The organism is Brevibacillus sp. DP1.3A (genome assembly GCF_013284245.2).
In the GTDB taxonomy this organism is placed as follows: Bacteria; Bacillota; Bacilli; order Brevibacillales; family Brevibacillaceae; genus Brevibacillus.
Map to the genome: position 1 here is coordinate 4,202,323 of NZ_CP085876.1, position 12,537 is coordinate 4,214,859.

Consider the following 12,537-nt stretch of genomic DNA (forward strand, 5'->3'; position numbering starts at 1 on the left):
CGCCCGTAACAACAGGCGACTTTTCCTGGAATCTAGAATTAGGCTTGCGGTTGATAACGCAGAATTGGCTTTCTTGCCGCTGTCGCTTCATCCAAACGTTTGACCACAGTAGTATGAGGAGCTTCCTGAACGATTTCTGGCGTTTCCTCACACTCGCGGGCAATTTGGAGCATGACGTCGATGAACTCATCGAGCGTTTCTTTTGTCTCGGTTTCGGTCGGTTCGATCATGAGGCACTCGTCCACGATCAATGGGAAGTAGATCGTTGGCGGGTGGTAGCCGAAGTCGAGCAAGCGTTTTGCGATATCGAGCGTGCGTACGCCCAGCTTCTTCTGGATTACACCAGACAGGACGAACTCATGCTTGCAGACGCGATCAAATGGCAGATGATAAGCCGTTGCCAGACGACGCATCATGTAGTTGGCGGAGAGCACCGCATTTTGAGAAACTTGCAGCAAGCCTTCTGGACCCATGGTACGGATATAGCTGTATGCACGAACGAGAATACCGAAGTTTCCGTTGTAGCCTTTTACGCGACCGATGGAAGCCGGACGATTGCTGTCCCAGTAGAAGCTGCCGTCTTCCTTTTTCGCTACGATTGGTGTAGGCAGGAATGGCTCGAGAATTTTTTTCACGCCGACCGGACCTGCACCTGGACCACCACCGCCGTGAGGCCCTGTAAACGTTTTGTGCAAGTTCAGATGCACCACGTCGAAGCCCATGTCTCCTGGACGGGCAATTCCTAAAATCGCGTTTGCATTGGCACCATCGTAGTACAAGAGGCCGCCAGCTTCATGAACGATTTTCGCCATTTCTACGATATCTTCTTCAAACAATCCCAGTGTGTTCGGGTTCGTCAGCATCAAAGCAGCCGTGTCTGGTCCTACTGCATCACGCAGTGCTTGAATGTCAACCAATCCACGATCGTCAGATGCAATCGTTACGGTATCCAAGCCAGCTACAGCAGCAGATGCCGGGTTCGTACCGTGTGCGGAGTTCGGCACGATTACTTTGGTACGATGCGCTTCCCCACGGCTCTCGTGGTAAGCGCGGATCATCATCAGGCCTGTCCACTCACCCGCAGCACCAGCAGCTGGTTGCAGGGTAACTGCGTCCATGCCTGTAATTTCACCCAGTTCTTCTTGCAGGTTGTACAACAGCTCCAAAGCGCCCTGTACGGTTTCTTCTGGTTGATACGGATGTGTCTGCGCGAAGCCTGCGTAACGGGCAACGTCCTCGTTGATTTTCGGGTTGTATTTCATCGTGCAAGAACCGAGCGGATAGAAGCCATTGTCTACCCCATGGTTGCGACGAGACAGTTCGGTATAGTGACGAACCAATTGCAGCTCAGATACTTCTGGCAGCTCAGCCGGCGTTTCGCGGATGAGGTGCTTTGGCAAAAGACTTGCTACTTCTACTTCTGGAACATCCAATGCCGGCAAATTGTAGCCCACACGGCCTGGTTTGCTCATTTCAAAGATCAGTGCTTTCTCCTGGTCGTTACGCACGTGTGATCGCCTCCAATTCAGCCGCCAATGTGTCGATTTCTTCTTTGGTACGTAGCTCAGTTACTGCAAGCAAGGTATGATTCGCAAACTCTGGATAGTCGAGACCGAGATCATAGCCCCCGATCATTCCAGCAGCCAGCAGCCCTTTGTTCACTTCTGCAACTGGTTTGTTCAGCTTCACCACAAACTCGTTGAAGAACGGTGAAGTGAATACGATCTCCAAGCCTTTTGCTTGCAGGGCATTTTTGGCGTAATGAGCTTTTTGCAGGTTCATCATCGCCATTTCTTGTACACCCTGCTTGCCGAGTGCTGTCATGGCAATGGAAGCAGCCAATGCGAGCAGCGCTTGGTTCGAGCAGATATTGGAAGTCGCTTTTTCACGACGAATATGTTGTTCACGCGCTTGCAGCGTCAATACGAAGCCGCGTTTGCCATTCTCGTCCTTCGTTTGACCGACGATACGACCTGGCATTTTGCGCATCAGTTTGGATGTGGTAGCAAAATATCCGCAATGTGGTCCGCCAAAGGCTGCTGGGATACCGAATGGCTGCATGTCGCCCACTACGATATCTGCGCCCAATTTGCCCGGCGCCTCCAGTACACCTAGAGCAAGCGGATTGGAGGATGTGATCAACAGTGCGCCTTTTCCGTGCGCAATTGGTTCAATCGCTCCCAAGTCCTCTACATTTCCGAAGAAGTTTGGATACTGCACGATGACCGCTGCTGTGTTTTCATCAACAAGCGCTTCCAGAGCCGCTGTATCCGTAACGCCGTCGCTGTTGATACCTACTTCAACCAGCTCAACATTTTGTCCATACGCATATGTTTTCAAAACACCACGCGCTTCCGGATGTACAGCGCGAGAAACGATTACGCGCTTTTTGCCAGTGTGACCCGCAGCCATCATCGCTGCCTCTGCCAAAGAAGTCGCGCCGTCATACATCGAGGAGTTAGCTACCTCCATGCCAGTCAGCTCACATACCATCGTTTGGAACTCAAAAATAGCTTGCAGCTCACCTTGGCTGATTTCTGGCTGGTAAGGTGTATAAGCGGTAAAGAATTCACCGCGGAGCAACATGTGATTGACTGTGCTCGGTGTGTAATGTTGATAAACACCCGCGCCTAGAAAATTAACATGCGTGCTGAAGTTTACGTTTTTATTTGCGAGGTGTGTAAAATACTTCACCAAATCTGGCTCGGAAAGTGCTTCTGGAATATTCAATGCACCTTTGAAGCGTACTTCTTCCGGAATATCAGCAAACAGTTCTTCTACACTCGAAATGCCGAGGGTTTCCAGCATTTCGCGCTTGTCCTGATCAGTTTGGGGCAGGTAGCGGTATTTCACGGACGTTGTCCTCCTCTAAAAGGATGTATGTGGTGTATCGCTTAGTTTTTTGGGCGTTTATAAAATGGAGCGGCAACGACTTCTGCTTTCAGACGTTTTCCGCGAATTTCTACCTCTACTTGTGTACCTAACGCAGTATGCTCTGTTTTTACGAGAGCGAGACCGACGTTCTTCTTCAAGGTTGGAGATTGTGTTCCCGTTGTCACTTCGCCAATGAGCTCTTCCCCCACATAAACGGGGTAATGCGTGCGCGGAATCCCACGGTCGATCATTTCGATCCCTACCAGCTTGCGTGGGGCACCGTTTTCTTTTTGTGCCTTCAGCACGTCTTGACCGATGAACGGCACTTCTTTGTCTACCTTGACAGCAAAGCCAATGCCCGCTTCGATCGGAGTGATGTCTTTGCTAAGCTCTTGTCCGTACAGTGGCAGCTTGGATTCAAAACGAAGCGTATCGCGTGCACCGAGACCGCACGGCAAAAGACCTTCTTCTTTTCCGGCATCCAGTAAGATGTCCCACAGCTCTGCTGCACGATCGGCATCCAAATAAATCTCGAAGCCATCTTCGCCAGTATAGCCAGTGCGGGAGACCAATGCCGGAATACCGCTCACTTGCACCTCACGCTCAAAACGGAAAAAGCCGATTTGAGACAAGTCTGTAATCGTCAGCTTTTGCAAAATGGATTCAGCCAAAGGACCTTGAATCGCGATTTGTGCTGTTTGTGGCGAAATATTCTCAATCGTTACGCCTGGAATCAGATGTTCTTCTAGCCACGCATAGTCTTTGTCGATATTCCCCGCGTTGATGACGAGCAAGTAATGATCATCTGCATACTTGTAAACAAGCAGATCGTCTACCGTACCCCCATCTGGGTAGCAAAGCACACTGTACTGCGCCTGTCCGACTGCCAGCTTGGACACGTCATTCGTAGTCACACGCTGGAGATAAGAAAGAGCATTTTCCCCTTTTACGTCCACTTCTCCCATATGGGAAACATCAAATAGACCAGCTTTTGTCCGAACAGCTTCATGCTCTTGACCAATGCTTGTAAACTGCACCGGCAGATCCCAACCACCGAAGTCGATGGTTTTCGCGCCATACTTTGCATAAGAATCAAATAGTGGCGTACGTTTCAAATTGGACATGTGGCACCTCCTGTGAACAATAAGATCCAAAACAAAACAGAGGGGGAAAAACGGGTACACCAAAATAATGGTGCCCATTTCTCCTCCTCTGTCCTTGGTACCTGAGAGTTACCTTGCGAATCACATGGGGATTACTTCCTTCCCCACTTGCAAGTTTCCCCTTTGGTGGCTCGTGTGAGCTCTCTCCAGAGTTGCGTCCAGTAGAGGTACTTTTGCCTGAGAGATTCACCGTTACCGGCTTGCTCCTTCGGCGCTGCAAAACGTTCAAGCAGTCTCTCCCTACTACCTTCATTCGCGGTTGTTTCATGGTCATACATAAGTTTTTGCTATCATTTCCATACTAATGGATGTACTACCTCTTTATCCTACCATGAGAGTCCGAAGTTGAAAATATACAAATTAACAGTCAGATTCAGAAAAACTTAACAAAACACATTGACAATAGATAAATGTTCAGTTTTTAGACATTAACCTTGAAAGTTATGGCAGAGCTATGTAAAGGAGTATCTTATATGCCGAATGTTCCTATTTCATTTGATACGAGTTGGATCAATCCGCTTACAGACCGCATGCAAGAAGATGGTCCCTGGGATAAGTGGGAGCTGTTCAAGCTCTCATTGGAAGCCGAGGAAGCGATGGCTGTTCACGAATTTGATCAGCTGCAATGTCTGAAATACCTTCCACTCTTGTCACCATTTCCACACCAGTTGGAAACGGCGAAACGTGTCCTGCTAGAGATGCGCGGACGAGCGATTCTCGCAGATGAGGTCGGTCTGGGAAAGACGATCGAAGCAGGTTTGATCATGAAGGAGTATATGGTCCGCGGCTTGGCTAAAAAAATTCTCGTCCTGGTTCCGGCCTCTCTCGTCATTCAATGGACAAAAGAGCTTCATCAAAAATTCGGCATTGCAGCAGTCGCGCAAAAAAAAGAATATATGTGGCGGCAGCACGAAGTCGTTGTCGCATCAATTGACACAGCAAAACGAGATCCTCACAGGCGTCACGTCCTCGACATCGATTACGACATGCTCATCATCGACGAGGCCCATAAACTCAAAAATAAACGGACACGCAACTATCAGTTCGTCAAAGAAATCCGCAAAAAATATTGCCTGCTCCTTACCGCAACTCCTATTCAAAACGAGATGGACGAGCTGTACAACCTCATCAATTTGTTAAAGCCAGGTCACCTCGGCCATACTTCCACCTTCTCTACCAATTACGTTGAGGGCAAACGCCAATCCAAAAATAGCGAGAAATTGCGGGAAGAAATTGAAAAGGTCATGATTCGCAACAAACGAAGTGACGGTGGTATTCAATTCACCAGTCGCCGCGTTCAGTCGATTCCGATTGACCTTTCTCCTGAGGAATTGACCTTGTACGAAGGTGTGACCCGCTTCGTCCGCGAGCAATACCAAACAGGATTTGGGGTTGGCGGCTTCAACTCTCTCGCTCTGATTACCTTGCAGCGCGAAGTCTGCTCCAGTAAGGAAGCTGCGTTCATGACGCTGTATAACATGCACCAGCGCACCGGCGAGGACTCTCCCCTGCGCGCACAAATTCTTGAGCTAGTCGAGATGATCAAACAAATTGAGACGCATTCCAAGGCTGCCAAAACGGTTGAGCTCATTCAACAAATCAACGACAAAGTGATCATTTTTACAGAGTATCGGGCAACACAAAACTATCTACAAAAGTATTTGCACGACCACGGCATTACTTCTGTCCCCTTCCGCGGCGGCTTTAAACGCAGCAAAAAGGACTGGATGACGGATCTTTTCCAAAATCGTGCACAAGTCCTGATCGCGACAGAAGCAGGCGGCGAAGGCATCAATTTGCAGTTCTGCAATCAGGTGATCAATTACGACATGCCTTGGAATCCCATGCGCGTGGAGCAACGAATCGGTCGCGTCCATCGTCTCGGACAAAAAAGGGATGTGCACATTTACAATTTATCGACAACAGGAACGATCGAGGAGCATATTCTCAAGCTGCTCTATGAAAAAATCGACCTATTTGAAATGGTCATCGGTGAACTCGATGATATTGTGGAACGTCTGAATTTAAATCATTCCTTGGAAGATAATCTGATTCAAATCATTATGGATTCCCGCTCCTCCAAAGAAATGGCACTGAAGCTCGATAACATTGGACACGCGATTCGGGCAAGCAAAATAACAAATGAAGCCGTCCCGCTTTCTGAGGCGGCTGACCAATAACTCTTGTTGGAAACGAAAAAGAAATGAGGTCTCCTGATGCAACAACAGCAGGTCAGACAGTTTGTCGAGCGCTATTTGGCGACTTTTTCTGCCCATATCGTCGAGTCTCACCCGGATTATTTCACAGTCAAACTCCCTGTCGAGGTGGACAAAGATATCGGCAATCGCCCTTTTTACTGGAGCTGGGTGGATAAGATGAATTTAGCTTATCAGCCATTAGTGCTCACCTTTACTTTTCATCCGGATTGCATGCCTGAGGGTTTGCGATCCGAGCATCTGCATTTAGGGGCTGCACGCATGCAACAAATTTTCGCTTCAACCAAAAAGCATGGCAGCTTTGTCTGTATGTACGAACAACAAGGGGGCCTTTTAGGCAATGCCGGCAAGCGTCGTTCAACCCCTCTCGTGCCTTGGCTCGGGATGAACTTGAAGGTTTCTCTGCTCTGTGACAAGCGACGTGACATTTTATTGTACCTGGGTATTAATTTGCATCAGCCACGAATGGTGACGGATTTCACTTCGTTTTTATTTTCACTTTCCTTGACCCCTGCGATCCCTGACTACTATTACACGTTAGATCGAAAGGTAACCATACAGGAAGCCCTCCAAATGGCACAACAGGAAGTCGAACATACATTGGAACAAGCAGATCAGCAATGGGCAGAGGAAGCGCGCACACGTTTGAGCGAAGAAATGGCCATCTTGGAAGCGTACTATGAAGAGCTGGCACGGCGCGAACCAGAAAATGAGCAAACAAACGTAGACGAAACCGGGGAAGAAGCAGAACAGCCAGAAGCTCAGTCGTCACTCGAGCAAGAAACCCTGCACTCCGAACCTGATCCAGATGGACCAACTCCTGTCGAACAGCCAATATCTTTTGACGAATACCGGGCTTCTGGTGGACGAATCCTCGACTTTTTACGTGCAAATGGAATCCAAACCACTTCACGCGAAGAGATTAATCAAGCAGAATGGAAAAAGAGCACGCCAGATGAGGAAAGACAACGCCGAAAAGACGAGCTGGCATGGCAATACGAGCCGCGGATCGAGGTTTCGTTCATCAACGGCGGCTTGTTCTATTTATCTTCCGTTCCTCCGCTCATGCGGTCTTCAAAAGCAAAAAGCATGCGACATCTCCCCGCATCAGGGCGAATCATGTAAAAGATCAACGAGAAAATGTGAAACAGAAAAGACACGTTGCAACAAATCTTTTTGTCATAGCTGGTTACAATAGGAATAGGTTAAGCCTTTACAAAAGGTGGTGCATAGTTGTGACCAGACGATTTCTTCCTTTTATCGCTGCTCTTTTGTCTCTGATGCTGCTCTCCTTACCAGCTTTTGCGCAAGACGAAGCTAGCTGGGACCAGCAATTCCAAGCACAAATTCGAGAATGGATGGATGCAATCGCAAGCCGAGACCCTCAATTCAAGCAATGGCAGGACGCAAAAACGGACGTGCAAACACTTGGTGCAGGGCAGCATCAATGGCTGGTAAGTATAAAAAAAGCGGACAAGCAAGTAGGGTATTTGGTGATAGGAGAAGCACCTGATTCCAATTCCCATGAGAAATTTGTTCTGCTGGAATACGGTGTCGGGGAGTACATCTTGTTCGATGACGCTTTTGCTCCGAAAGAAATCGCGGCAGAGCCAGTTTATGACGGGTTCGCTTCCTACTGGCTGATCACCCAGAAGTCAGATACACAAATGGTCAATGCAAAAACGGGAGAAATGTATCCCACTTCCTTTCAAATTAGTGAGCCCGCTGTCGATGCCTTTGCAGGCGAGCAGCTCATACAAAATGGACAACGCCTGACTCAAATGAGAATTTTAAGCGCAGCCGAGGCTGATCCTTTTGATCATATCGGGTGGGTCAGCCAAATGAGTACAACAGACACAGACGTGTCCTGGAACCAATTGTGGCAGCAAGATTATACCTCGCCGGTAACATTAGCCGTCCCGATTCATCAGTCACAGGTTTTAGCACCCTTTGTCGTGGGGTCCCTGCATATATGGAACGACCAAAATGCTTATGTGGGCGTATGGGATGAGGGCCTGCGCTTTGTCCCGTATTCGTATGCACATCGTGTCGGACGATTTTTCGTAAACGAAACAAGCTCTCCTGCCGAATAACCGGTCGGAGAGCTTGTTTTTTACGTTTTCTATTCACCGATGTTCCGTAGGAGAGAGACGTTCATGAACGGCATGAAAAACTTCATTGACCGTCATTCCCTCTGCATTAATGACGGGTGCTCCTGTAATCGTTTTGTTTTGATCACCTAGCACGTTGATATCCTGGCCTGTAATGACAATCGCGTCTACCACCTGCTGCCAGTTGCCTAAATCAACAACTTCGTAACCATTTTGACGCAGCATCTCGCACACTTCAGACAGGGAATTTTCTACCGCTACTCTCGCCATATGCACCCTCCGTCCATGATAGGTTTACGAATTTTATTTGCGCCACAACAGTCGAATGGACATGGGAATGGCACCAAACCAGCGTGACGACCAGGACTCGCGTGGAGTCTTACGCAAACGGCGTTCATCTTTTGGAGTATCCACGTACTGAACAAACAGTTTCGTCAGGTACTTTAAATATTCCTGAAAGGACATCGCACTTGACCTCCTTCTTACTCGCGGATTCAAACCATGGCGCAAGCGCTGTCCCCTCTATTGTTCCCCGTCCTGCGTTCTTTCAACCACTTGGCTCGTAATTTCCATCACAATATCGGAAAGGCTCTTTCCTGTCGTATCCACCTGAATCGGCGCGAAATCGTATACACCTGCGCGCTCCGCCATTAAGGTTTTTACCCTTGTCGCTACTCCTCCTGCCAACAAGGGCCGGCCTGTATCCTTTTCCAAACGCTTGATGAGTTCCTCTTCCGTGGCATGCAGTGCGATTACGATGCCATGCTCCATCATCATCTCTACGTTTTGCTTCCGTAATACAGCTCCTCCGCCAGTTGTTAGTACCTGAGGCCCTGCTGCCAGTAATTGTGCAAGACGTTTCGTCTCGACGTCTCGGAAATACGCTTCTCCTTGATCAGTGAAGATTTCTGGAATGCTGCGATCTTCACTTTCCACAATCGCATCATCCAAGTCCGTATGCTTCATTCCCAAAGAGGCAGCGAGTGCGGCGCCAACCGTGGTTTTTCCTGTTCCCATAAATCCGACCAACACCAGGTTCATCATTTTGTTTCTGCCGCCTTTCCAATCGTTCAGTATGTATTGATCTTCACCGTTTTTTGTTGTTGATTGTACGCTGTTTCATATCCTAATGCTTTTTCAAAAAAGGACAGTGGAACCATCGTACGTTCTTTGATTTCGATTAACGGGCTACCTAAATCCATCCGCTTCCCATCTACGTCAGCAAAGCGCTCCCGTTCCTTTATAAATACTTCGCGCCCATTTCCTTTTACGCGGATCATTTGTTTCTTGTCGTCCCAGCTAATCGCTAATCCCATTTTCTCACCGAGCTCACGCAACGGAATATACACCGTATTTTGGGTGACCCGAGCCGGAATCGATGGATAAAAGCTCATGTTATTGATGATCGTAGTGATATAGGGCTCCAATTGCACTGCACCAAAGCCATTCTTATTTGCACTATTGGTATACAGGGTGAAATATTTCGCTTCCCCTTGCAAAGTTTGCCCAAGCGCTTGATCGAGATGCTCTGTACCAATGACACTACCATGATAATTTTGTTGGACGCGCTGCAAGAATCGCTTATAGGCATCGTCACCAATTTTGCGCCGCAGATTGTCAAACAGGAGTGCTCCTCGGGAATACCAGGTCAGCTTAAACTCTTCTTCGGTGGCAAACTTCTGCAATGGCTTGTCCAGCTTTCCATTTGGATAACGCTCTTGCAAACGTTTGACATCCCGGTTGTACTCATCTAACAAAGTCGTAGCTGATTGGGCACCATAACGCTTCTGTAAGTAATGAGACACGCCGATCTCCACCAGCCCCTCATCAAGCCACCCATGCGTGGACTCCAATGTAGCCACACTGTTATACCACCAAAGATGCCCTACCTCATGTGGCAGCCAATGATCGATCAGATTGTTGTAATGCATGTCTCTTTTGAATACGGCGAGATTCGCGTATTCCATGGCGTACGTCGTTCCTGTACTTGTTTCCGCAATCGCCACGTGCGGATACGGCAACGGACCATACATGTCGATGAAAGTAGGAAATACCGATTGGGCAATGGTCTTGATTCTTTCTATGTTTCCTTTATCAACGGAAGCAATGTCAACCGTTAAATTCGGAGCAAATTGAATCGTTTCGATATGATAAAGCGGACTTCCGACCAGTCCAAAGTTCAACAGATTTTTTGCTTGATAATGGACTTGTTGCTTACTGCCACCGATTGACTTCGTTTGTCCTCTGCCCCATGAACTGACCCATTTGTAGCCTTGTGGAGAGGTAAACGACACATCGTAATCTCCATAGTGGTAAACGAATGGATCACCAAAATCAACGCGTTGCGGTGGGTCGTACCAAACACCTTTTTGATTTTGTGCCCCGAGCATCGGGTACCATGTCGTCAACGTCCATATATCGTCTTTGACCCCAAAACGTGTGCCCCTACGTGGAACCGGGTTCTCAAATTCAATGGTTAGGGCCCCACGAAGCTCCTTACCAAGAGGATTTGCCATCTTCACCAGCGATTGACCACGTTCAAAAGAAAGCGGCTTGTCCTTGTAGCGAATCGACTTCACCGTCATTTTGTTCCAAAGGTAGTCGTAAATATACAGTCGTACATCTGGAGTTTTCGGGTTGTCGAACTCCAAGGTCATGTTTCCGGTTATTTTCGCTTCGGACGTATGTAATTCAGCTTGAATCTTATATACAGGGTTCAAATCCTTTACATAAGACGGCAGAGGGGGATCATATGAAAATGGATCGACGAACTTTTGCTCCTCCTCAGGTGATTGATTCATGGCAATGATTTGTGAAATGGCTGGCCAATACGCGACGACCCCAACTGAGCCAAAAAAAACGAGGATCGTCACACATACTAGCAAGCTCGTTTTATGTAGTGATTTCATGACAGCCCCCATATAATAAACCGCCCGGCGGCAGGCGCTAAGTGTTTTTGTTTCATTGTAGCAAATATATGTCAAACTGAGTAGAAATTCAGGAGATTCTGTAGAGAAAACGCCTTATTTGACAATGGTCTTTCCTAGGTGAAATAAAAAAGCCGCCACTCATTGTATCGTAATGATTGGCAGCTTTCTTTAGCGTTTACCACGTTTCGTACATAATTTTTCCTGTTTGGCTAAGATCATAGCCCCCGACCGCTTCCAATTCCTTTTGAAACGGACGCGATCCGAGAACATCAAGAACGGCCTGAATGAGCGGTTCATTGTCCTTATTTTTCAACAAGACTAGGTCATATCGCTCACGCACAGTTGGGACAAACTCTACGCCGACGAGTGAAGCTACCTTTTCAATGCCCACCCCTACGTCTGCTTCGCGCCGTGCTACTACCCCTGCGACTGCCAGGTGATTGGACTCTTCCCGTTCATAGCCACTCACGTCACTCCCCACTATTTTTGCCAGTCGAAACTGCTCTTCAATCAGCGTGCGTGCACCGGACCCTTTTTCCCGATTGACCATGCGAATGCCCGGCTTCGTAAAATCGCTCCATGCTTTGATCTGTTTCGGATTGCCTGCCTGGACGTAGAATCCAGCCCAACGTGACAACATATTGATGACAACAAATTGATGCCCACACAAAATACGACGAATATACGGGACATTGTATTCATTGGTATCCCCATCGTACAAGTGCGTGCTGACGATATCTGCCTTACCCGTATACATCGCTACGAGGCTGTTTAGAGAGCCCACGTACGAGCGAAGCGGTCGGTATGCCGCATCTTTTTTCTCCAAATGCCCCGCCAGTAGGTCCAAGCTCACATCCTGCCCGCTGATAATGATATTGCGGCCTGTACCAGCCTGCTCATATCGTGTCAATTGCTGAGCTTGTCCTGTCTGAGGAATGCTAACGGCTGAGGCTTGTCTGTATTCTCCCTTTGCCTTCGCCTTGTACGCTTCTAGATCGCTTTCATCTACGCGCATTTGCCGACCGACGCGATAAGCGGGCAACTCTCCTTTTTTAATCAGATCGTAGACCGTCAGCTTAGAAATACGTAGAATTTTTGCTATTTCTTCGGTGGTATAAGAATTTTGTTGACTCATGTTCCGCCTCCGTTATCTCCTTTGCTCTATTGTCAAACAAGTGTCGTAAAATCGCAATTGATTATTCATTACGAATCCATATAATCTAGTTATGTCCAGTTATAATTA

General features: G+C 48.0%; 11 protein-coding genes and 1 riboswitch. Of the genes, 3 read left to right on the forward strand and 8 right to left on the reverse strand.

Going from position 1 to position 12,537, the window contains the following annotated elements:
- Positions 1-38 precede the first annotated feature (38 nt).
- Genes gcvPB through gcvT form a run of 3 tightly spaced genes read right to left on the reverse strand, consistent with a single transcriptional unit; the run spans position 39 to position 3,998 of the window.
- Positions 39-1,508: an aminomethyl-transferring glycine dehydrogenase subunit GcvPB gene (gcvPB, locus tag HP399_RS19170; protein ID WP_173620233.1), complete on the reverse strand. Its 1,470-nt coding sequence runs from the start codon at positions 1,506-1,508 to the stop codon at positions 39-41.
- Entirely contained in the window at positions 1,501-2,853 is a 1,353-nt protein-coding gene (gene gcvPA, locus HP399_RS19175; RefSeq protein ID WP_173620234.1) for an aminomethyl-transferring glycine dehydrogenase subunit GcvPA, read from the reverse strand. The genes gcvPB and gcvPA overlap by 8 nt, the downstream gene beginning before the upstream one ends.
- Before the next feature lie 41 nt (positions 2,854-2,894).
- Positions 2,895-3,998 (reverse strand): glycine cleavage system aminomethyltransferase GcvT, encoded by a 1,104-nt coding sequence (gcvT, locus tag HP399_RS19180; RefSeq protein WP_173620235.1) that lies wholly within the window; start codon positions 3,996-3,998, stop codon positions 2,895-2,897.
- A 195-nt stretch (positions 3,999-4,193) separates the two neighbouring features.
- Positions 4,194-4,289: riboswitch (glycine riboswitch) on the reverse strand.
- Between the two features lie 221 nt (positions 4,290-4,510).
- Here gcvT and HP399_RS19185 point away from each other — a divergent pair.
- The 3 genes from HP399_RS19185 (at position 4,511) to HP399_RS19195 (ending at position 8,346) form a co-directional block, all read left to right on the forward strand.
- The gene (locus tag HP399_RS19185; RefSeq protein ID WP_173620236.1) at positions 4,511-6,217 is read left to right on the forward strand and encodes a DEAD/DEAH box helicase; all 1,707 of its coding nucleotides are present in this window, start codon (positions 4,511-4,513) and stop codon (positions 6,215-6,217) included.
- 36 nt (positions 6,218-6,253) lie between these two features.
- On the forward strand, positions 6,254-7,378 hold the full coding sequence (locus HP399_RS19190) for a YqhG family protein (protein WP_173620237.1): 1,125 nt from the start codon (positions 6,254-6,256) through the stop codon (positions 7,376-7,378).
- Positions 7,379-7,488: 110 nt separating this feature from the next.
- Positions 7,489-8,346 (forward strand): hypothetical protein, encoded by an 858-nt coding sequence (locus HP399_RS19195; protein ID WP_173620238.1) that lies wholly within the window; start codon positions 7,489-7,491, stop codon positions 8,344-8,346.
- A 33-nt stretch (positions 8,347-8,379) separates the two neighbouring features.
- Here the strand turns inward: HP399_RS19195 and HP399_RS19200 are convergent, their stop codons facing one another.
- The 5 genes from HP399_RS19200 to HP399_RS19220 form a co-directional block, all read right to left on the reverse strand.
- A complete protein-coding gene (locus HP399_RS19200) occupies positions 8,380-8,634 on the reverse strand; it encodes a YkuS family protein (protein ID WP_173620239.1) in 255 nt (84 codons plus the stop codon).
- A gap of 33 nt (positions 8,635-8,667) precedes the next feature.
- On the reverse strand, positions 8,668-8,829 hold the full coding sequence (locus tag HP399_RS19205) for a YqzE family protein (protein ID WP_106652891.1): 162 nt from the start codon (positions 8,827-8,829) through the stop codon (positions 8,668-8,670).
- 57 nt (positions 8,830-8,886) lie between these two features.
- Complete coding sequence (locus tag HP399_RS19210) at positions 8,887-9,408, reverse strand: shikimate kinase (RefSeq protein WP_173620240.1); 522 nt, start codon at positions 9,406-9,408, stop codon at positions 8,887-8,889.
- A gap of 26 nt (positions 9,409-9,434) precedes the next feature.
- The gene (locus HP399_RS19215; protein ID WP_173620241.1) at positions 9,435-11,273 is read right to left on the reverse strand and encodes a stalk domain-containing protein; all 1,839 of its coding nucleotides are present in this window, start codon (positions 11,271-11,273) and stop codon (positions 9,435-9,437) included.
- 196 nt (positions 11,274-11,469) lie between these two features.
- Entirely contained in the window at positions 11,470-12,429 is a 960-nt protein-coding gene (locus HP399_RS19220; protein ID WP_173620242.1) for a substrate-binding domain-containing protein, read from the reverse strand.
- Positions 12,430-12,537 lie beyond the last annotated feature (108 nt).

Coding starts and splice junctions, on each gene's coding strand:
- HP399_RS19200 (WP_173620239.1), bottom strand. CDS start 8,634: ATGGCGAGAGTAGCGGTAGAAAATTCCCTGTCTGAAGTGTGCGAGATG.
- HP399_RS19220 (WP_173620242.1), bottom strand. CDS start 12,429: ATGAGTCAACAAAATTCTTATACCACCGAAGAAATAGCAAAAATTCTA.
- HP399_RS19185 (WP_173620236.1), top strand. CDS start 4,511: ATGCCGAATGTTCCTATTTCATTTGATACGAGTTGGATCAATCCGCTT.
- HP399_RS19190 (WP_173620237.1), top strand. CDS start 6,254: ATGCAACAACAGCAGGTCAGACAGTTTGTCGAGCGCTATTTGGCGACT.
- gcvT (WP_173620235.1), bottom strand. CDS start 3,998: ATGTCCAATTTGAAACGTACGCCACTATTTGATTCTTATGCAAAGTAT.
- HP399_RS19215 (WP_173620241.1), bottom strand. CDS start 11,273: ATGAAATCACTACATAAAACGAGCTTGCTAGTATGTGTGACGATCCTC.
- HP399_RS19210 (WP_173620240.1), bottom strand. CDS start 9,408: ATGATGAACCTGGTGTTGGTCGGATTTATGGGAACAGGAAAAACCACG.
- HP399_RS19205 (WP_106652891.1), bottom strand. CDS start 8,829: ATGTCCTTTCAGGAATATTTAAAGTACCTGACGAAACTGTTTGTTCAG.